Annotated in this window: 22 protein-coding genes; 16 read left to right on the forward strand and 6 right to left on the reverse strand. The window is 71.2% G+C overall.

The features are described 5' to 3' along the window. Positions 1-57 precede the first annotated feature (57 nt). The 7 genes from AB0P18_RS13935 (at position 58) to AB0P18_RS13965 (ending at position 7,928) form a co-directional block, all read left to right on the forward strand. Positions 58-1,119: a substrate-binding domain-containing protein gene (locus AB0P18_RS13935; RefSeq protein ID WP_344054660.1), complete on the forward strand. Its 1,062-nt coding sequence runs from the start codon at positions 58-60 to the stop codon at positions 1,117-1,119. 46 nt (positions 1,120-1,165) lie between these two features. Then, the gene (locus AB0P18_RS13940) at positions 1,166-2,035 is read left to right on the forward strand and encodes an ATP-binding cassette domain-containing protein (protein ID WP_344054662.1); all 870 of its coding nucleotides are present in this window, start codon (positions 1,166-1,168) and stop codon (positions 2,033-2,035) included. Between the two features lie 62 nt (positions 2,036-2,097). Continuing rightward, positions 2,098-3,276, forward strand: a complete 1,179-nt coding sequence (locus tag AB0P18_RS13945) for a sugar ABC transporter permease (protein WP_363360638.1) — start codon at positions 2,098-2,100, stop codon at positions 3,274-3,276. Positions 3,277-3,436: 160 nt separating this feature from the next. After that, complete coding sequence (locus AB0P18_RS13950) at positions 3,437-4,519, forward strand: substrate-binding domain-containing protein (protein ID WP_363360529.1); 1,083 nt, start codon at positions 3,437-3,439, stop codon at positions 4,517-4,519. An 87-nt stretch (positions 4,520-4,606) separates the two neighbouring features. Beyond that, positions 4,607-5,410: an ATP-binding cassette domain-containing protein gene (locus AB0P18_RS13955; protein WP_363360530.1), complete on the forward strand. Its 804-nt coding sequence runs from the start codon at positions 4,607-4,609 to the stop codon at positions 5,408-5,410. Then, positions 5,407-6,675 (forward strand): ABC transporter permease, encoded by a 1,269-nt coding sequence (locus AB0P18_RS13960; RefSeq protein WP_363360531.1) that lies wholly within the window; start codon positions 5,407-5,409, stop codon positions 6,673-6,675. The genes AB0P18_RS13955 and AB0P18_RS13960 overlap by 4 nt, the downstream gene beginning before the upstream one ends. Before the next feature lie 104 nt (positions 6,676-6,779). Continuing rightward, complete coding sequence (locus tag AB0P18_RS13965) at positions 6,780-7,928, forward strand: methyltransferase (RefSeq protein ID WP_363360532.1); 1,149 nt, start codon at positions 6,780-6,782, stop codon at positions 7,926-7,928. Positions 7,929-7,932: 4 nt separating this feature from the next. Here AB0P18_RS13965 and AB0P18_RS13970 read toward each other — a convergent pair whose 3' ends face one another. Genes AB0P18_RS13970 through AB0P18_RS13985 form a run of 4 tightly spaced genes read right to left on the reverse strand, consistent with a single transcriptional unit; the run spans position 7,933 to position 10,908 of the window. Further along, positions 7,933-9,450 carry an ATP-dependent DNA ligase gene (locus AB0P18_RS13970; protein WP_363360533.1) on the reverse strand — a complete coding sequence of 506 codons (1,518 nt, stop codon included), beginning with the start codon at positions 9,448-9,450 and terminating at the stop codon, positions 7,933-7,935. A 37-nt stretch (positions 9,451-9,487) separates the two neighbouring features. Beyond that, complete coding sequence (locus AB0P18_RS13975) at positions 9,488-9,898, reverse strand: hypothetical protein (protein WP_363360534.1); 411 nt, start codon at positions 9,896-9,898, stop codon at positions 9,488-9,490. A 16-nt stretch (positions 9,899-9,914) separates the two neighbouring features. Beyond that, complete coding sequence (locus tag AB0P18_RS13980; RefSeq protein ID WP_363360535.1) at positions 9,915-10,517, reverse strand: hypothetical protein; 603 nt, start codon at positions 10,515-10,517, stop codon at positions 9,915-9,917. After that, positions 10,507-10,908 carry a hypothetical protein gene (locus AB0P18_RS13985; protein ID WP_363360536.1) on the reverse strand — a complete coding sequence of 134 codons (402 nt, stop codon included), beginning with the start codon at positions 10,906-10,908 and terminating at the stop codon, positions 10,507-10,509. Before AB0P18_RS13985 ends, AB0P18_RS13980 begins: the two co-directional genes overlap by 11 nt. A gap of 75 nt (positions 10,909-10,983) precedes the next feature. Between AB0P18_RS13985 and AB0P18_RS13990 the strand changes: the two genes are divergently transcribed. The 4 genes from AB0P18_RS13990 to AB0P18_RS14005 are packed head-to-tail and all read left to right on the forward strand — an operon-like array spanning position 10,984 to position 14,662. Next, on the forward strand, positions 10,984-12,063 hold the full coding sequence (locus AB0P18_RS13990; RefSeq protein WP_363360537.1) for a ThiF family adenylyltransferase: 1,080 nt from the start codon (positions 10,984-10,986) through the stop codon (positions 12,061-12,063). 19 nt (positions 12,064-12,082) lie between these two features. Continuing rightward, on the forward strand, positions 12,083-13,273 hold the full coding sequence (gene glp, locus AB0P18_RS13995) for a gephyrin-like molybdotransferase Glp (protein ID WP_363360538.1): 1,191 nt from the start codon (positions 12,083-12,085) through the stop codon (positions 13,271-13,273). Then, on the forward strand, positions 13,270-14,253 hold the full coding sequence (gene moaCB / locus AB0P18_RS14000) for a bifunctional molybdenum cofactor biosynthesis protein MoaC/MoaB (protein ID WP_363360539.1): 984 nt from the start codon (positions 13,270-13,272) through the stop codon (positions 14,251-14,253). Before glp ends, moaCB begins: the two co-directional genes overlap by 4 nt. Beyond that, a complete protein-coding gene (locus tag AB0P18_RS14005) occupies positions 14,246-14,662 on the forward strand; it encodes a molybdenum cofactor biosynthesis protein MoaE (RefSeq protein ID WP_363360540.1) in 417 nt (138 codons plus the stop codon). Before moaCB ends, AB0P18_RS14005 begins: the two co-directional genes overlap by 8 nt. Positions 14,663-14,687: 25 nt before the next feature. Here AB0P18_RS14005 and AB0P18_RS14010 read toward each other — a convergent pair whose 3' ends face one another. Continuing rightward, a complete protein-coding gene (locus AB0P18_RS14010; RefSeq protein WP_363360541.1) occupies positions 14,688-14,933 on the reverse strand; it encodes a MoaD/ThiS family protein in 246 nt (81 codons plus the stop codon). Continuing rightward, the gene (moaA, locus tag AB0P18_RS14015) at positions 14,926-15,990 is read right to left on the reverse strand and encodes a GTP 3',8-cyclase MoaA (protein ID WP_344054689.1); all 1,065 of its coding nucleotides are present in this window, start codon (positions 15,988-15,990) and stop codon (positions 14,926-14,928) included. Before moaA ends, AB0P18_RS14010 begins: the two co-directional genes overlap by 8 nt. A gap of 83 nt (positions 15,991-16,073) precedes the next feature. Between moaA and AB0P18_RS14020 the strand changes: the two genes are divergently transcribed. From AB0P18_RS14020 to AB0P18_RS14040, 5 genes are all read left to right on the forward strand, one after another. Continuing rightward, on the forward strand, positions 16,074-16,664 hold the full coding sequence (locus AB0P18_RS14020) for a molybdopterin-dependent oxidoreductase (RefSeq protein ID WP_344054691.1): 591 nt from the start codon (positions 16,074-16,076) through the stop codon (positions 16,662-16,664). Further along, a complete protein-coding gene (locus AB0P18_RS14025) occupies positions 16,661-17,425 on the forward strand; it encodes an FAD-binding oxidoreductase (protein ID WP_363360542.1) in 765 nt (254 codons plus the stop codon). Before AB0P18_RS14020 ends, AB0P18_RS14025 begins: the two co-directional genes overlap by 4 nt. After that, complete coding sequence (locus tag AB0P18_RS14030) at positions 17,425-17,685, forward strand: DUF6510 family protein (protein ID WP_344054695.1); 261 nt, start codon at positions 17,425-17,427, stop codon at positions 17,683-17,685. The genes AB0P18_RS14025 and AB0P18_RS14030 overlap by 1 nt, the downstream gene beginning before the upstream one ends. Beyond that, positions 17,682-18,149, forward strand: a complete 468-nt coding sequence (locus tag AB0P18_RS14035) for a heme-binding protein (protein WP_363360543.1) — start codon at positions 17,682-17,684, stop codon at positions 18,147-18,149. The genes AB0P18_RS14030 and AB0P18_RS14035 overlap by 4 nt, the downstream gene beginning before the upstream one ends. Before the next feature lie 66 nt (positions 18,150-18,215). Then, positions 18,216-18,587, forward strand: coding sequence for a VOC family protein (locus tag AB0P18_RS14040; protein ID WP_363360544.1), 372 nt, complete (start codon positions 18,216-18,218; stop codon positions 18,585-18,587).

Genomic DNA, 18,587 nt, shown 5'->3' on the forward strand with positions numbered 1-18,587 from the left:
CATCCCGTTTCCCTCCCGCCCGGACCGCATCCGGGTCGCACCCGAAGAAGGGGTCCGATGAAGCGCCTCTCCCGCACGGGCATGGTGGTGATCACCGGCGCGATCCTCGCCGGCTCGCTCGCGGCGTGCACGGGTGGCACGGCGCCGGACGACGGGGCCGGGACGATCGCACTCCTGCTGCCGGACGCGAAGACCGCCCGCTACGAGACGTTCGACCGGCCGATCTTCGAGGCCCGTGTGGCGGAGCTGGGCGATTACGAGGTGCTCTACTCGAACGCCGACGGCGACGCGACCAAGCAGCAGCAGCAGGCCGAGTCCGCCCTCGCGGCCGGCGCCGACGTGCTCGTGCTCGACGCGTTCGACACGCAGGCTGCCGTCAGCATCGTGCTGTCCGCGAATGCGCAGAATGTGCCGGTGATCTCCTACGACAGACTGATCGCCGGCGGCGACCTCGCCTACTACATCTCGTTCGACAACGAGCTCGTGGGCGACCTCCAGGCGACGGAGTTCGTGCGGGCGCTCGACGAAGACGGACGCGGCTCCGGCGGCGTCCTCATGGTGAACGGGTCTCCGACCGACAGCAATGCCGCGCAGTTCAAGGCGGGTGCGACCGAAGTGATCCAGAGCAGCGATCTGCGCGTCCTCGCCGCGTACGACACCCCGGGGTGGAGTCCGGAGAAGGCGCAGGAGTGGGTCGCCGGTCAGATCGCCCAGTACGGCGATGAGATCGTGGGTGTCTACGCCGCGAACGACGGCGTCGCCGGCGGGGCGATCTCGGCGCTGAAAGCGGCCAACGTCGAGCCCTTCCCCGTCGTGACAGGGCAGGATGCCGAGCTGTCCGCGATCCAGCGCCTCCTCACCGGAGACCAGCAGATGACGGTGTACAAGGCGATCCGCCCGCAGGCCGAGCGCGCCGCCGACGTCGCCGTCGCGCTCATCCGCGGCGAGCAGATCGAGGCGCCGCTGGAGATCCAGGGCACACCGTCGACCCTCCTCGAGCCGGTGGCCGTGACCGTGGACAACATCGCCGAGACCGTGATCGCGGACGGATTCTGGAGCGTCGAGGACATCTGCACCCCCGCCCTGGCGGCCGCGTGCGACGCGGCCGGCATCCGATGATCGATGTGAGGCGCCCGTGGCGCCGCGAAGTGAGAGCATGACCTCTATGTCGATGACGCCGGCGCGACCGGGGCGCTCGCGGGAGCGCGTGCTCACCGTCCGGGCGATCAACAAGCGCTTCGGGGCCGTGAAGGCGCTCACGGACGTGGACTTCTGGGTGAACGAGGGCGAGGTGGTCGCCCTGATCGGCGACAACGGCGCCGGCAAGTCCACGCTCGTCAAGCTCCTCTCCGGCGTCTACTCCCCCGATTCCGGCGCGATCGAGTACGACGGCGACCCGGTTGAGATCGGGAGCCCCGCGGACGCGCAGGAGCTCGGGATCGCGACGGTGTTCCAGGACCTCGCGCTGTGCGACAACCTCGACGTCGTGGCGAACCTGTGGCTCGGGCGCGAACTCAGAAACGGGCGGATGCTGGACGAAGTCGACATGGAGCAGCAGACGTGGACGCTCCTTCGCGAGCTCTCGGCGAAGATCCCGTCCGTGCGCATTCCGGTCGCCTCGCTCTCCGGCGGACAGCGCCAGACCGTCGCGATCGCACGCTCGCTCATCGGCGACCCGCGCATCGTGATCCTGGACGAGCCCACCGCCGCCCTCGGCGTCGCGCAGACCGCGGAGGTCCTGAATCTCATCGAGCGCCTGCGGGAACGCGGGCACGGCGTCGTGCTCGTGAGCCACAGCATGGCGGACGTGATGGCGGTCGCCGATCGGGTCGTCGTGCTGCGCCTGGGCCGCAACAACGGCGTCTACAACATCGCGGACGTCACGAGCGAGACGCTCATCGCCGCGATCACCGGCGCGGTGGACAATGCGGTCGCACGGCGGGCGGCCGACCGCCCGTCCGACCGGCCCGCCGATCCGAAGGTCATCCCGCTGAACGACCGCGACGCGCGTCGCCGCGGACGGAGTGAGCGATGAACGCCGGCAAAGACCTCGCACCCCAGCTGGAGAGCGAGGGCGGGCTTTTCACCGCGGACGGCATGCGCTCGGCGGCGGAGTCCCTGCTGAACCGCATCCGCGGCGGCGATCTGGGCTCGCTCCCGGTGATCATCGGTCTCGTCGTGATCTGGGCGATCTTCCAAGCACTGAACCCCGTGTTCCTCTCCAGCACGAACCTGGTGAACCTCACGATGCAGTGCGCGGCGATCGGCACGATCGCGCTGGGTATCGTCCTGGTGCTCCTCGTCGGCGAGATCGATCTCTCGGTCGGTTCGGTGTCCGGGCTCGCCGCGGCGATCCTCGCGGTCAGCTTCGTGCAGCTGCAGTGGAACCCCGTTCTCGCGATCGCCGCGGCGATCGCCGCCGGCGCGCTCGTGGGCCTGCTGTACGGCTTCCTCTACACGCGCTTCGGTCTTCCGAGCTTCGTGATCACTCTCGCCGGGCTCCTCGGCTTCCTCGGCCTGCAGCTGTGGATCCTCGGCGACACGGGGTCGATCGGCCTGCCGTTCGATTCGTGGATCGTCCAGTTCGCCCAGCAGTGGTACCTGCCGGCGTGGGCGTCCTACTTCGTCGCCGGCGCGACGGCGGCGGCGTACGCCTGGATCCGGTTGCGCCGCGCCGCGCAGCGCAGCGCAGCGAACCTTGTGAGCCAGTCCTACGTCGAGATCGGGGTGCGCACCGGCGCCCTGCTGGCGTTCCTGCTCGTGGCCGCGTGGTACCTGAATCTGTCCCGCGGTGTGGGTGTCATGTTCCTGTTCTTCCTCGTGCTCGTGGTGATCCTCGACATCGCGCTCACCCGCACGCGCTGGGGTCGAGCCGTGTATGCGGTGGGTGGATCCGTTGATGCGTCCCGGCGTGCCGGCATCCGCGTCGACCGCATCTACATCTCGGTGTTCATGCTGTGCTCCACCCTCGCCGCCGTCGGCGGCGTGCTGGCCGCCGCCCGCCTCGCGTCGGCGAACCAGAGTTCGGGGACCGGGGATGTGAACCTCAACGCGATCGCCGCCGCCGTCATCGGCGGTGCGAGCCTGTTCGGCGGCCGGGGCACGGCGTTCGCGGCGCTCCTGGGCATCTTCGTCATCCAGTCGATCTCGTCCGGCCTGACGCTGCTGAACCTCGACTCGTCCGTGATCTTCATGATCACCGGAATCGTGCTCGTCCTGGCCGTCACGGTCGACTCGCTGTCCCGCAGGAAGCGCACCGCCGTCGGTCGCGCCTGACGTTATGCGTTCACGGCGCGAATCCGAAAGTGCCGTTGCAAAAGCGTTACGTTCATGTCTTGACGCCAAGGACGGATGCCAGGAGTATCGCTGTTAGCGACGAACGCGTCCGTTCCCCTGGGGGTCCGGCGTACGCATATTCAAAGACGAAAGGCGAAAGATGAAGAAGTCTTCAATCCTCTCCGTGGCCGCCCTCACGGGTGCTGCCGCGCTGCTCCTGGCCGGGTGTTCCGGCTCGAGCGGCGGCACGCCCAGCGAGAGCAGCGCGGGTGGAGGCGACGCAGCGGGCCGCGCGTGCGTCATCCTTCCGGACGCGGCGTCCTCGCCGCGCTGGGAGAACTTCGACCGCAAGTACCTCCAGGAGGGTCTGGAGGGCGCCGGCTTCGAGGTCGACATCCAGAACGCTCAGGGTGACGTCAACAAGTACTCGACGATCGCCGACCAGCAGCTCACCCAGGGCTGCGGCGTGATGCTGCTCGTGGACTACCAGGGCGCCGCGGAGGCCGTGGCCACCAAGGCCAAGGCCGAGGGCATCCCGGTGATCGCGTACGACCGTCCCTTCTCGGGCGCGGACTACTACGTGTCCTTCGACAACGTCGAGGTCGGCCGCCTGCAGGGCCAGACGGTGCTCGACGGCCTCGAGGCCAAGGGCGTCGACCCGGCCGCCGCGAAGGTCGTCTACATCGGTGGAGACCCGACGGACGGAAACGCCGCGATGTTCCACGACGGCGCGGTCGAGGTCATGGAAGCCGCCGGTATCGTTCCGGCTGCCGAACCCCCGGGGGCCTGGGACCAGGCCAAGTCGCAGACCAACTTCGAGCAGGCGCTGACCTCGCTCGGCGGTCAGGTCGACGGCGTGTGGGCGGCCAACGACACGAACGCCGCCGGTGTCATCAAGGTCCTCCAGGACAACAACCTCAAGGGTGTTGCGGTCTCGGGCCAGGACGCGAACGTCGCCGGTCTGCAGAACATCCTGCTCGGCTGGCAGACCGCCACGGTCTACAAGCCGGTCGCGGATGAGGCCACGGCTGCCGTCGACGTCGCGATCGCTCTGCTGAGCGGCGAGGACGTCACCGCGGACGCGAAGCTGGACGACGGTACGCCGTACATCCAGGTCACGCCGGTCCTGGTCGGCCCGGAGCAGGTCAAGGACGTCGTCGCCGCCGGTGACGCCGCCTACGACGATGTCTGCACCCCCGACGTCGCCGCCGCGTGCGAGCAGTACGGCGTCGTCGCACCGTAAGCACGAGTCACCCGCATCGAGGGCGCCGCGCCCGAAACAGCGCGGCGTCCTCGACGCGTACCTCCCCGAACCCGCAAGGAAGCGAGCATGTCAGACACTGTTCCCTCGAATGAGCCGATCATCCAACTGGTCGGCGTCAAGAAGTCGTTCGGCCCGGTGAGCGTCCTGAAAGGGGTGGACCTGAAGGTCTATCCCGGCAAGGTCACCGCCCTGGTCGGCGACAACGGCGCCGGAAAGTCGACCCTGATCAAGGGGCTCGCCGGCGTCCAGCCCTACGACGAAGGCGAGGTGCTCATCGATGGGCAGCACCGCGACCTGAACGCTCCGCGCGATGCCGCCGCCCTCGGCATCGAGGTCGTCTACCAGGACCTCGCGCTGTGCGACAACCTCGACATCGTGCAGAACATGTTCCTCGGTCGCGAGGAGCTCACGTTCGGAACGTTCGACGAGGGACGGATGGAGAAGGAGGCCTCCGACACGCTGCGCGGCCTGTCGGTGCGCACCGTGAAGTCGGTCCGCCAGAAGGTCTCCTCTCTCTCCGGCGGCCAGCGTCAGACCGTCGCGATCGCCCGCGCGGTGCTCAAGAAGGCCCGCGTGGTCATCCTCGACGAGCCCACGGCCGCCCTGGGTGTCGCCCAGACCGAGCAGGTCCTCAACCTCGTCAAGCGGCTGTCCGAGCAGGGCGTCGCCGTCGTGATCATCAGCCACAACCTGGCCGACGTGTTCGAGGTGGCCGACGACATCGCTGTGCTGTACCTCGGCCAGATGGTCGCGCAGATCAACGTCGCCGACACCACCCGCGACGACGTCGTCGGCTACATCACGGGTACCAAGACGATGGGCGTGGAGCTCATCGGCACCACCAACATCAGCACCGGAGGCGCAGAGTGAGCGGCACCACGACCAACGCGGCCCCCAACCCGGTCGCCAGCGACCTGATCGGCAGCGGTGTCGAAGGCGGCCTCGGCGACCAGATCAGGGCGTGGTGGCAGCGCGTCCGCGGTGGCGACATGGGCGCCCTCCCCGCCGTCGGCGGACTCATCGTGCTGAGCCTGCTCTTCACGATCCTGAGCCCGTTCTTCCTCACCGAGCGCAATTTCGCGAACCTGCTGAACCAGGCCGCTCCGCTCGTCGTCCTCGGCATGGCCCTGGTGTTCGTGCTGCTGCTCGGCGAGATCGACCTGTCCGCCGGTGTCACCGGCGGCGTGGGCATGGCACTGTTCGTCGTGCTGAACGCCCAGTTCGGCATCCCGTGGCCGATCGCGCTCCTGGCCGGTTTCGGTTTCGGCTTCCTCACCGGTGCGCTGATCGGTTTCTTCGTCGCGAGGGTCGGCATCCCGTCGTTCGTCGTGACCCTGGGCCTGTTCCTGGGTTACCAGGGACTCGCGCTCGTGATCATCGGCCCCGGTGGCCTGTTCCGCATCGAGGTCCCCGAGCTGATCGCGCTGCAGAACGGCAACCTGCCGGTCTGGGCGGGCTGGGTCATGCTCGTCGTCATCCTCGCGATCTCGGCCGGAACGTCCTTCTGGGACCGCGCCCGTCGCACGAAGGCCGGCGTCCCGAACCGGGCGATCTCGCTCGTGTTCATCAAGCTCGCGGTGATCGCGGTGCTCGGCGGCATCTTCGTGTTCGTGCTGAACCAGAACCGCGGGCAGTCCGTCAACGAGGTGGCCGGCGTCCCGATCATCGTGCCCGTCGTGCTGCTGATCCTCTGGATCGGAACGTTCGCCCTGGATCGCACGAAGTTCGGCCGCTACGTCTACGCGATCGGCGGCAACGCCGAGGCCGCGCGCCGCTCCGGCGTCAAGGTGCGCTGGATCAAGTGGTGGGCGTTCGTGATCTGTTCCTCCCTCGCGGTCGCGGCGATGCTCTTCAGCGTCGCCCGTGTCGGATCGGTGGACGCGACGGTCGGTCGTGACATCGTGCTGAGCGGTGTGGCGGCGGCTGTCGTCGGTGGCGTCAGCCTCTTCGGCGGACGCGGCCGGCTCATGCACGCCGCGATCGGTGCGCTCGTGATCGCCGTGATCACGAACGGCCTGGGTCTGCTCAACCTCCCGGCGGGCGTCAACCTGCTGGTCACCGGTGGCGTGCTGATCCTCGCCGCGACCGTCGACGCGCTGTCCCGGCTGCGCTCCGGCGGTGCGATGCGGGTCTGACCCGGCACCGCCGCTCGCGAGAGGGCAGTTATGTAGGGCGACACGCCGTGTCAGCCCGACATAACTGCCCTTTCGCGCAGGAGCAGGTGGGCCAGACTTGCGGGGTGCCCTACTCCCCCGACGCCCTGCGGCGCTTCCCCGACACCGACGCCCCGGACCTGACCGCGTCGGACGCGGCAGACCGTCTCCTCCTCGACGAGTCCGCGGCGGAGCGGAATGCGGCGGGGCCCGGCCGCATCGTCGTGATCGGCGACGAGTACGGCGCGCTCACCCTGGGGGCAGCGGATGCCGGTGCCACCGGTATCCGCGTGCATCAGGACTCGCTCGCCGGTGAGCGCGCGATCGCGGCGAACGCCGAGTCCGCGGGCTTGGGCGGGCACCTGCGCGCGATGCCGCTGGATGCCGACCTCGTCGCCGACGCCCGGGTCGTGCTTCTGCGCCTCCCCCGCGCCCTCGACGCGCTCGAGGATGTCGCGGCGCTGATCGCCGCGCACGCCACCCCCGATGTCGTCGTCTTCGCGGGCGGACGCATCAAGCACATGAGCCTCGGGATGAACGACGTGCTGCGGCGGTCTTTCGCGCGACTCGACGTCTCGCACGCCCGGCAGAAGTCCCGTGTCCTCATCGCGCGATCCCCGCTCGGCGGATCCGACCCGCAGCCCCGGCGAGCCGACCATGCCGTCGCGGGGCTGAGCCGGCCGCTCGCCGTATGCGCGTTCGGCGGCGCGTTCGCCGGCACCGCGGTCGACATCGGCACGCGGTTCCTGCTCGAGCAGCTCACCGCGGCCGACCCGCTCGCCGAACCGCGACCGCCCGAAGGTTCCGTGATCGACCTCGCATGCGGCACGGGCGTCCTCGCGACGTGGCTCGCTGCGCGGCACCCGTCGCTCCCCGTGATCGCGACGGATCGCTCCGCCGCTGCGGTCGCCTCCGCCCGCGCCACGGTCGCGGCGAACGGGCTGGCCGACCGCGTGGAGGTCGTGCGCGATCTGGGTTTGTCGATGCAGTCGTCGCGGAGCGCACGGCTCATCGTGCTGAATCCGCCGTTCCATGCCGGCGCTGCTGTGCCGCGCGGCGGGGTCGCCGATCCGCTGTTCGCGGACGCCGGCCGTGTCCTCGTTCCCGGCGGCGAGCTGTGGGCGGTCTGGAACTCGGCGCAGCAGCACCGACCGGCGCTCGAGCGGCTGGTCGGCCCCACCCGTCAGGTGGCGCGCAACGCCAAGTTCACCGTGACGGTGTCCACGGCGCGCTGAGCCGTCAGCGCAGCAGCGCCCGCAGCGTCTGGATCGTGTCGGCCTCGCCGGCGGCCTTGTCGGGCCGATACCCCTTCACCCGCGCGAATCGCAGTGCGAGCCCGCCCGGATACCGCGGCGAGCGCTGCACCCCGTCGATCGCGATCTCGACGACCGTCTCGGGCCGCACGTACAGCGCGTAGCCGTCGCGGGAGGTCTCGATCGTCGGGAAGTGCGCGGTCTGCCAGCGCAGCAGCTCATCGGTCAGGCCCTTGAAGGTCTTGCCCACCATGACGTATCCGCCCGCGGGCCCGAATTCGCCGTCCTCGTCGCGCGCGCCGAGATGGAGGTTCGACAGCTGGCCCGCGCGGCGGCCGGACCCCCACTCCACGCCCAGCACGACGAGGTCGTACGTGAGCACCGGCTTGACCTTCACCCAGCTCTTGCCGCGGCGGCCCGCGGCGTACACCGAGTCGACGGCCTTCACCACGACGCCCTCGTGCGCCGCGGCGAGCGCGTCGCGGGAGAGCTGTTCAGCAGCTTGGGGATCATCCGTCACGATGCCGGGGACCCGCCACGGCCCGGCGATGCGCTCCAGCTCGGTCAGTCGCACGTGCAGCGGCTCGTCGATCAGGTCGCGTCCGTCGACGTGCAGCACGTCGAAGAACCACGGTCGGAGCGCCGTGTCGCTCACCGCCTCGGAGCCGAACCGCGCCATCGTGTCCTGGAACGCGCGCGGCGCGCCGTCCTCGTCGAGCGAGAGCGTCTCGCCATCGAGGATCGCCTCGTCCACCGGCATCGACCGCACCGCCTCGACGATCTCGGGCACGCGGCGCGTGATGTCGGCGAGGTTGCGCGTGAAGACCTTCACGTCCTCACCCTGCCGATGCACCTGGATGCGGGCGCCGTCGAGCTTGAATTCGACGGATGCCGGGCCGGCCACATTCGCGAGGGCTTCGGTCGGCGACCCCGCGGTGGAGGCCAGCATCGGCAGCACCGGCCGCCCCACCCGCAGACCCACCGCCTCGAGGTCGGCGCCGGTGAGCGCGAGACGTGCGGTCTCACCGAGATCACCCGACAGCATCGCCGCCCGTCGCACCGTGGAAACGGGATCGCCGGCTGCCCGAGCGATCGCGTCGACCAGGACGCCCTCCAGCGCGCCGGTGCGCAGTTCGCCGCGCATGATGCGGGTCAGCAGGTCCCATTCGGCCGCGGTGGCACGCCCGGCCAGGTCCTCGAGGACGGCGCGTCGGGTCGCGACCGAGCCCGGTCCGGCCGCCGAGGCGAGCGCATCGAATGCCTCGTCGACCTCTCCGACCGTGAGGACCGGGCTCGCGGCGTGCGCGGAGGAGACGGCGGACAGGGTCTTCCACCCCACGCCGAGCGTCTGCTGGCGCGGGCTCGCGAGCAGGAAGCCGACCGCCGGGACGATCTCGGCCGGCTCGAGGAGCCGGAGCAGACCGGCCAGCGCCGCGACCTTCGCCAGACGCGAGCTCGTCGCAGTCACGGCGTCGGTGGTCACCACGAGCTCGTGCAGCAGCATCCGCTCATCTTCGCAGGGGCCGTCGACATCGAGCGTGTCAGCGCCGGGGTTCGCGCGTGCTCCAGAGGGCGACCGCGACGAGCGCGGGCTGGAAGAACAGTCGGATCAGGCGCGTGCGGTCATCCGTCAGACCGAAGCCGTTCTTGCCCTTCGTGTACTGCTCGAGATTTCCGGGGAAGATCGCCACGAAGAAGGCGGCGAGGATCGCACCGACGCGGCTGCGCTCACGCGGCAGCGCGACGAGAGCGCCCCCGAGCATGACCTCGACGACGCCGGAGGCGACCACGACGGCGTCCTTGTCGAGGACTTTGCCGGTCCAATCCGGCACCTGAGCCTGGAACTCCCGTCGCGCCCAGAACAGGTGCGAGAGACCGGCGAACACCATGGCACCCCCGAGCAGCCAGCGGGCGGCCGTGCGCAGGGGCGTGGAGCGGGGTGTCGTCGTCATGGGACCAGTCTGCCGCTCATCGGCCCGCATGCGGCGCGACGTGCGACAGCGCGCGTCCCCACACCGCCGACAAGGGCAGCGGAGGAGACTCCGCGACGAGCTCGACCCGCGCTGAGGCGAGGCGCTCGGCGTACCATGACGCCGATTCCGCGGCGGAGTCGTCGTTGATGATCAGCGCCTCCGCGGTGATGCGCCCGATGAGCTCGCCCAGGTCGTCGCGGTCCAAGGGCTGCTCGGGGGTCGCGACGGCGACGAGTGCCAGTCGGTCGACCTCCTCGCCCAGGAGAGCGGCTGCCCGCACGGCGACGTCCATCGCCGGGCCGTACACGACGACGCCGGCGGACTGGGCGGCAGTCGGTTCCATCGCCGCGAGCGTCTGCCGGGTGAGGGCGACGAGCCAGTCGGCGGTCTGCTCTGCGGGGGTCTCGCCGCCGTACCCGCCCGGATCGAGCATCGTCGCCTCGCCGAGGGCGACCGCGAGGACCGTGACCTTCCGCGCCGCGGTCTCGGCGGGAAGCGGATCCATCGCGACGCCGACGCCCGTACCGATCAGCACCACGAGACGCTCCGAACCGGGGTAGCCGAAGATCCGGTGGGTGAGTCGGGATTCAGCGGCCACGGGTACTCCAGATCGCCCAGGCGATCAGGACCGGCTGCAGCAACAGCCGGACGAAGCGGGCGCGGTCGGTGCGCAGGCCCGGTGCGGAGCGCCCGGTCTGCCATTGGTGGACGTTGCCCGGGAACACGGCGACGAAGAACGCCGCGACCAGCACGCCGATCGTGCGGCGCTCCCGCGGCAGGGCGACGAGCGCGCCCGCGAGCACGAGTTCGACGGCTCCGGAGGCGACGACGATCGCGTCCTTGTCCATCGAGGTCGCGCGCACCGCCCAGTCGGGCACGACGATCCGATACCCGCGACGCCCCCAGGTCAGATGCGAGGCCCCCGCGGCGGCGAGGATACCCGCGAGCGCGAACCGTGCGGCGCGCGCGAGGGGGGAGGTCGCGGTCATCCCTCGACGCTACCCGACGGATCACCGCGGTCGGCGCGCGCGCCCCTCCGCCGCGGGAGGTGCGAGAATCGCCGGATGGCCACCTCCCCCGACCCGCGCGCGACCCGCTTCGCCCGTCAGCGGATCCTGCCCGGGTTCGGCGAGGCCGCACAGGCGCGGCTCGCAGCGGCCCGGGTCGTGGTGATCGGCGCCGGAGGTCTCGGCAGCGCCGTTCTCCCGGTGATCGCCGCCGCCGGCGTCGGGACGATCACCGTGATCGACGACGATCTGGTCGACGAGACGAACCTGCACCGCCAGCTGCTGCACACCCCCGCCGACCTCGGCCGCCCGAAGGCCGACTCCGCCGCGGACACCCTCCGCGCGCTGTCCCCCGACACGACGGTTCTCCCCCGTCGCGACCTGTTCACCGCCGCCACGGCCGCGGCGCTGCTCGAAGACGCGGACCTTCTGATCGACGGATCGGACACGGTCCAGACCCGCTTCGCCGCGAACGACGCCGCGATCGCCGCCGGCATTCCGCTCGTGTGGGGTTCCGCGCTGCGCTGGTCGGGCCAGGTCGGTGTCGCGTGGGGCGGCACGGATTACCGCGACCTCTTCCCGGACGGCCCCGATGCGGAGGCCGACACGTGCGAGACCGCCGGCATCCTGCCCTCCGTCTGCACCGTGACCGGGGGACTCATGGCGACGGAGGCGCTCAAGCTCCTCACGGGCCTCGGCGACCCGCTGATCGGCCGGGTCCTCCTCTTCGACGGCCTGACGGGCACGACGCAGGAACTGGCGTACCAGCGTGATCCGACGCGGGATGCCGCTCCCCCCGCGCCGGCGACGGGTGCGGCATCCGATTCGGCGGTCACGGCGCGTGAGCTCACCGCTTTGCTCGCGAGCGACGCTCCCGTGCTGCTGGATGTACGGGAGCCGCACGAATTCGCCCTCGCCGCCCTGCCGGGAGCCGTGCTGATCCCCCTCGGCGAGTTGGAGGACCGGCTCGGTGAGCTCGACCGCGAGGAGGCGATCGTCGTCTACTGCCACCTCGGGGTCCGCTCCGCACGCGCGCTCGACCGCCTGCGGGCGGCCGGCTTCACCCGCGCCCGGCATCTCGCCGGGGGCATCGACGCGTGGTCGCGCACGGTGGACCCCACCCTCCCCCGGTACTGAATCGTCCGAGAGGAACGTCATGAATCGCATTCCCGTCGAGGAATACGCTCGCATCATCCGCGACCTGCTCGCCTCGCTCGGCGAACGTCCCGCCGAGCTCTCCCCGATCGCGATGGCCGCCGGCCGGGTGACGGCGGAGGAGGTGCGCAGCCCGATCGACCTGCCGACCTTCCGCAACTCGCAGATGGACGGGTTCGCCGTGCGGGCCGCCGATGTGTCGGACGCGCCCGTCACACTGCCGCTGGCCGGCGAGATCGCCGCCGGCGCGATCGACCCGGAGCCTCTGCGGCCGGGGACCGCCGTCGCGATCATGACCGGCGCGCCGGTCCCGTCGGGTGCGGACGCGGTCGTCCCGGTGGAGGACACGCGGCGCGTCGGCGGCGGCATCGAGATCCAGCGCGGTCGCGCCATCGGCGAGTTCGTCCGGGAGGCCGGGTCCGACCTGCCCCGCGGCGCGGCGCTGCTTCCGGCCGGGCGACGCCTCGCCCCGCGCCACCTGGCCGCGCTCGCGGCGGCGAACCTCAGCGAAGTGGCCGTGCGCTCGCGCGTGCGCGTCGCAGTGATCAGCACCGGCGACGAGCTCGTCGCCCCCGGGAACCCCCTCGGCAGCGGCCGGTTGCCCGACGCGAACGGGATCGCCCTCGCGAGCGCTGCGGCCGACCTGGGCGCGGAGGTGGTCGCGCTCGAACTCGTCGGCGACGAGCCCGGCCGCCTTGCGCGCGTGCTCGATCAGGCGGTCGCGCGCGGCGCCGAGTTCGTCATCACGAGCGGCGGCATCTCGATGGGCGCCCACGAGCCGGTCCGGCAGCTGCTGGAGCCCCTCGGCGCGACCGTCGGGACGGTGGACATGCAGCCCGGCGGGCCGCAGGCGCACGGGCGCTATCGGGACGTGCCGGTCGTGTGCTTCCCCGGCAACCCCGTGAGCAGCCAGCTGAGCTTCGCGCTCTTCCTCGCGCCGCTCCTGCGGGAGATCGCGGGGATGCCGCCCGCAGTCCGCGCTGCGCGGCCGCTCGCCGCCGCGCTCACGTCCACTCCGGGTCGTCGGCAGTTCCTCCGCGGACGGCTCACCGCGGACGGCGCCGTGCAGACCGTCGCCGGGCCGGGCTCCCATCTGGTCGCGGCGCTCGCCGCCGCGGACGTGCTGATCGACGTGCCGGCCGACGTCGCCGCGCTCCCGACCGGCGCGAGCGTGGCTACCGTGGAGCTATGAGTTCCCTCACCCACCTCGACGAGGACGGCCGCGCCCGCATGATCGACGTCGGCGCGAAAGCGGTCACGCGCAGAGTCGCCCGCGCGGCAGGCCGGCTGCGCACGACCGCAGAGGTCATCGCGCTCATCCGCGCCGACGACCTGCCGAAGGCGGACGTGCTGGCCACGGCCCGGATCGCGGGGATCGCGGGTGCGAAGCGCACCAGCGAGCTGATCCCGCTCGCCCACCTCCTGCCGCTGGACTCCGTGAACATCGACTTCACCTTCGAGGACGCGTCCGTCCTGATCGAGGCGACCGTGTCGGTCACCGCGCGCACCGGGGTGGAGATGGAGGCCCTCACCGCGGTCGCGATCGCGGGCCTCACCCTCCACGACATGGTCAAGGCGGTGGACCCGCGGGTCGTGCTCGGCGAGATCCGACTCGTGAGCAAGTCGGGCGGCAAGAACGGGCAGTGGACGCGCGACGCCGATTCGTCGACGGATGCCGAGGAGCGGCATCCGATCGGCACCGGCCGCACGGCCGCGGTGCTCGTCTCCTCCACCGGCGCTGCGGCCGGAGCACGCACCGACACGACCGGACCGCTCATCACAGGCTGGCTGCGCGAGCGCGGGTTCGACGCGGGCGAGCCCGTCGTCGTGGCGGACGCCGATGTCGCACGCGGACTCCGCGGACTCGTGGATGCCGCGCCCGACCTCGTGCTCGTGACGGGCGGCACGGGCCTGCACCCCCAGGATCGCACCCCCGAGGCGACGCGCGCCCTGCTCGATCTCGAGCTGCCCGGCATCGCGGAGGCGATCCGCGCCGCGGGGCGCGACAAGGTCCCGACCGCAGCGCTCAGCCGGGCGACGGCGGGGCTGTCCGGGCGCACGCTCATCGTCGATCTGCCGGGGTCCTCGGGCGGTGTCCGTGACGGGCTGTCCGTGCTCGAGCCGCTCCTGGCGCACGTGTTCGACCAGATCGCCGGGGGCGGACATGAGTGAGCCTTTCCTCGCCGCGATCACGGCGGACCCGATCGACCGCGCGGCCGCCGAGGCGTTCGTCTCGACACCCCAGGACGGAGCGCTCGTGGTCTTCGAGGGGGTCGTGCGCGATCACGACCACGGCGCCGCGGTGAACGCGCTCGACTACGAGGCGCACCCGCAGGCGGAGGAGTTCCTCGCGGAGGTGTGCCGGGAGATCGCGCAGGAGTCAGGGCTGCGCGTCGCCGCGATCCACCGGGTCGGGGCCCTCACGATCGGCGACGTCGCGCTGGTCGCTGCCGTCGCCTCCCCGCACCGCGCGGACGCGTTCGCCGTGTGCGCCCGGCTCGTGGATCTGGTCAAAGAGCGCACGCCGATCTGGAAGCGCCAGCACCTCGCCGAGGGCACGACCGAGTGGGTGGGTCTGTAGCGACCCTCTGATACTGAAACGGAGATCAGCCACCCGAGAAGCGCGGCAGGACGTCAGCCGTGGCGCCGAGCGCGCGGTCGGGGTCGCGGCCGACCACCCCGTCCACGAGGATCGACCCGGTGCGCAGCACGCGCTCCATCGGCTCGCCGTAGCGCTCCTGCAACGCCGCGCGCAGGGCACCCACCGTGGCACCGTCGACCTGGAGGCTCTCTTCGCGTCGGCCGGCGGCATCCGCGGCGGCCGCGAAGTACCGCACGTGCACGTCAGCCACCGATCGCGCCCATCGACCGCTCGGGTGGGACGAAGCCGGGGTCGGCGATGCCGTGCCCGGCCTGCTTGCCCCACATCGCCGCGCGCCAGCGGTCCGCGATCTCGGCGTCACCGGCTCCGCTGCGCAGCAGCGCCCGCAGATCAGTCTCGTCGTCGCCGAACAGGCACGAGCGCACCGTGCCCTCCGCCGTGATGCGCGTGCGATCGCAGGCCCCGCAGAAGGAGCGCGTGACCGACGCGATGATGCCGACGGTCGCCGGCCCACCGTCGACCGTCCACTCCTCCGCCGGTGCGGAGGGGTCCTCGCGTCCGGCCTCGACGAGCGTGAACCGCCGCGAGAGGACCTCGACCAGCTCCGCGGCGGGAACCATGTTCGCCCGGCGCCACGCGGCGTCCGCATCCAGCGGCATCTGCTCGATGAAGCGCAGCCGCAGGCCGCGCTCGATCGCCCAGCCGAGCAGGTCGGGGGCGTCCTCGAGAGTCTCGCGCATGAGCACCGCGTTGAGCTTGATCGGTCCCATGCCCGCGCGGACGGCGCCGTCGATGCCGGCGAAGACCGCGGGCAGTCGGTCGCGGCGGGTGAGTCTGGCGAAGTGCTCGCGATCGATCGTGTCGATCGAGATGTTCACGCGGCCGAGCCCGGCCGCCACGAGCGCCGGAGCGACCTTGTCGAGGCCGATGCCGTTCGTGGTCATCGACATCGGCATGCCGGGCGCGGCCGCCGAGGACAGCGCCACGATCTGCACGAGATCCGCACGCGTGAGCGGCTCGCCGCCCGTGAAGCGCACCTCTCGGATGCCGAGCTCCCGCCCCGCGAGGCCGACGAGTCGCGCGATCTCGGCCGCGGTCAGCAGATCGGCCTTCGGGATGCTCGGCAGCCCTTCGGCCGGCATGCAGTAGGTGCACCTCAGGGAGCACTTCTCGGTGACCGAGATGCGGAGGTCGTGCGCGACGCGTCCGAACGTGTCGACGAGCGCCGACGTAGCGGGTCGACCCGTGGTGTCGGGAGCGCCCGCGGGGTCGTGGTGGATCCGCGGCATCCCCAGAAGCGTCGACATGAGTTCAGCCTATGCGTCCCCGCCCGGGCCTCGGCCTGGCTAGGGTGATCGACAGCGGAACGTCTCCGGCGGGAAGGGGCATCATGTCGTTCATCACTCGAGGCTTCACCGGCAGGCGCGGCGAGCGCGACCCGCGGCTTCCTCCCGGTCAGACCCTCGTCTCCGACTGGCCCGTCCTCTCCGCAGGCCCCACCCCGGAGATCGACACGGCGGAGTGGGAGTTCTCGGTGCGCACCGAGAACGGTACGCAGCGCTGGAACTGGGAAGAGCTGCGCGCACTGGGCCTGGAGGACATCACGACCGATATCCACTGCGTGACGCACTGGACCAAGCTCGAGATGCCGTGGCGGGGCGTGCCGCTGGACCGCATCTGGGAGCACGTCGAGACCGACCACGAGTACGTGATGGCGCATTCGTACGGCGGATACACGACGAACGTGCCGCTGGAGGATCTGCTGGACGGCAAGAGCTGGATCGCGTTCGAAGCGGACGGTGAGCCCCTCGATCCCGAGCACGGTGGGCCGGCACGCCTGCTGGTACCGCATTTGTACTTCTGGAAGAGCGCGAAGTGGGTGCGAGGTCTGGTGACCATGCCCACCGACGATCCCGGATTCTGGGAGCAGAACGGCTACCACCTGCACGGCGATCCGTGGCAGGAGGAGCGGTACTGGTGAGTGCCCCCGCGTCGATTCCGGCGACGGCGCCACGCGCCGCCTGGCACGTCGCGACGGTGGCGTCGACGCGTCCCGAGACCGCGACCGCGCGGCGCATCGAGCTCGATGTCCCCACCTGGCCCGGCAACGACGCGGGCGCGCACCTCGACGTGCGCCTGACCGCGGCGGACGGCTATCAGGCGACCAGGTCGTATTCGATCGCCTCGGCCGGCTCGGAGACCCGTGTGGTGCTGGCGGTCGACGAAGTGCCCACCGGGGAGGTCTCGCCGTTCCTCGTGCACGATCTGCAGGTGGGCGACCAGGTCGAGCTGCACGGCCCGCTGGGTGCGTTCTTCGTCTGGAGGCCTCCGGTCGGCGCCGAGCCGCAGCGACCGGTTCAGCTCATCGCCGGCGGCTCCGGGGTCGTGCCCCTCTATGCGATGGCGTCGGCGCACGACGCAGCGGGGGACGCCACCGAATTCCGGATGCTGTACTCGGTGCGCACGCCCGACGACGTGTTCTTCCGTCCCGAGCTGACGGCGCTCCGGGCGGCCGGGCTCGCGCTGGATTTCGTCTACACCCGCCGTGTGCCGTCCGGCTGGCCCGCACCGGCCGGTCGGGTCACGAAGGACCTGCTCGAGGCGGTCACCGTGCCGGCGGCATCCGCCCCACGGATCTTCGTCTGCGGACCGACGCCGTTCGTGGAGACTGTGGCCGATTGGCTGCTCGAGCTCGGGCACCGGCCCGGGGATGTGCGCACCGAGCGATTCGGAGGATCGTGATGACCAGACTGGACGGCAATGTGCTGGCGGGCCGGCTCGTGGACGCGCTCGGGTGGGACGCCACCGCCGCGGACGCGCGCTGCGCGGGCTGCGGTTCGCACGGAGCCCTCGCGGGCGCCGTGGTCTACGTGTCGGCGATGGGTTCCGTCGTGCGCTGCCCGCACTGCGACGCGATCCTCGCGACGTTCGTCGAGAGCGACACGGGGCGGATGTGGTTCGGGATGCCGGGCATCAGCGCGTTGGAGGTGACCAGACCATGACCGCACTGCCGGTGTTCACGGTGGCCGATCTGGAGGCGGTGCCCCGCTTCGAGCCGGAGCGCTTCGACAACGACGACGCCGTCGCGCTGGGGCTGCTCGGGGTGGAGGTGATCCGCCACCACCGGGCGAACCTCGCGGTGCGGATCGTGCTGCGCGGAGATGTCGTGTTCGTCGCGAAACTCGGCACGACCGGCCCGGGCAATGATCCGTGGCTGGCGGGCAAGGCCGCGGTGGCTGAGCGCTTCGGCGAGCCGTCGCTGCTCGTGCGGCGCCGGCACGAGGAGGCAGGGACGCCGTTCGCGGACCGGACCGACATCGACCACGACGTGTTCCGCGCACACGGCGGATCAGTGCCGATCTTCGTCGACGGTGAGGTGGTCGGCACGATCACGATGTCCGGCGAGCCGGACGTCGTCGATCACGCGCTCGTCGCCGAGACGCTGCGACGCTTCCGCTCCGCCTGAGCAGTGTCGGCGCCCCGCTGTAGCCTCTGACCGGGCGCGACGGCGCTCCCGACGGAAGGCGGCAGCATGGACTGGCGGATCGAGCTCATCTTCGTCCCGGTGACCGATGTCGATAGGGCGAAGGAGTTCTACGAACGGATCGACTTCCACGCCGACCACGACCAGGTGCCCTTCGAGGGGCTGCGATTCGTGCAGATGACGCCGCCGGGGTCGGCCTGTTCGATCGCGTTCGGCGACGGGCTCGGGATCCGGCTCGAACCGGGGCAGCAGAACACGATTCAGGTCGTCGTGCCGGACGCCGATGAGGCGCTCGCGCATCTGCGCTCCGTGGGTGTGGACGCTTCCGACGTCGATCCGCAGTCCTGGGGGCGGTTCGTGACGTTCGCCGACCCCGACGGCAACACGTGGACACTCCAGGAGCTGCCGGCGCGCACGTGA

The sequence above is a fragment of the Microbacterium sp. NPDC064584 genome, assembly GCF_040687315.1.
GTDB classification, from domain to species: domain Bacteria; phylum Actinomycetota; class Actinomycetes; order Actinomycetales; family Microbacteriaceae; genus Microbacterium; species Microbacterium lacus.

Coding starts and splice junctions, on each gene's coding strand:
- moaCB (WP_363360539.1), top strand. CDS start 13,270: ATGAGTTCCCTCACCCACCTCGACGAGGACGGCCGCGCCCGCATGATC.
- AB0P18_RS14035 (WP_363360543.1), top strand. CDS start 17,682: ATGACCGCACTGCCGGTGTTCACGGTGGCCGATCTGGAGGCGGTGCCC.
- AB0P18_RS13945 (WP_363360638.1), top strand. CDS start 2,098: ATGCGCTCGGCGGCGGAGTCCCTGCTGAACCGCATCCGCGGCGGCGAT.
- AB0P18_RS13970 (WP_363360533.1), bottom strand. CDS start 9,450: ATGCTGCTGCACGAGCTCGTGGTGACCACCGACGCCGTGACTGCGACG.
- AB0P18_RS14005 (WP_363360540.1), top strand. CDS start 14,246: ATGAGTGAGCCTTTCCTCGCCGCGATCACGGCGGACCCGATCGACCGC.
- AB0P18_RS13940 (WP_344054662.1), top strand. CDS start 1,166: ATGTCGATGACGCCGGCGCGACCGGGGCGCTCGCGGGAGCGCGTGCTC.
- AB0P18_RS14020 (WP_344054691.1), top strand. CDS start 16,074: ATGTCGTTCATCACTCGAGGCTTCACCGGCAGGCGCGGCGAGCGCGAC.
- AB0P18_RS14040 (WP_363360544.1), top strand. CDS start 18,216: ATGGACTGGCGGATCGAGCTCATCTTCGTCCCGGTGACCGATGTCGAT.
- AB0P18_RS13985 (WP_363360536.1), bottom strand. CDS start 10,908: ATGACCGCGACCTCCCCCCTCGCGCGCGCCGCACGGTTCGCGCTCGCG.
- AB0P18_RS13990 (WP_363360537.1), top strand. CDS start 10,984: ATGGCCACCTCCCCCGACCCGCGCGCGACCCGCTTCGCCCGTCAGCGG.
- AB0P18_RS13935 (WP_344054660.1), top strand. CDS start 58: ATGAAGCGCCTCTCCCGCACGGGCATGGTGGTGATCACCGGCGCGATC.
- AB0P18_RS13975 (WP_363360534.1), bottom strand. CDS start 9,898: ATGACGACGACACCCCGCTCCACGCCCCTGCGCACGGCCGCCCGCTGG.
- moaA (WP_344054689.1), bottom strand. CDS start 15,990: ATGTCGACGCTTCTGGGGATGCCGCGGATCCACCACGACCCCGCGGGC.
- glp (WP_363360538.1), top strand. CDS start 12,083: ATGAATCGCATTCCCGTCGAGGAATACGCTCGCATCATCCGCGACCTG.
- AB0P18_RS13950 (WP_363360529.1), top strand. CDS start 3,437: ATGAAGAAGTCTTCAATCCTCTCCGTGGCCGCCCTCACGGGTGCTGCC.
- AB0P18_RS14030 (WP_344054695.1), top strand. CDS start 17,425: ATGACCAGACTGGACGGCAATGTGCTGGCGGGCCGGCTCGTGGACGCG.
- AB0P18_RS13955 (WP_363360530.1), top strand. CDS start 4,607: ATGTCAGACACTGTTCCCTCGAATGAGCCGATCATCCAACTGGTCGGC.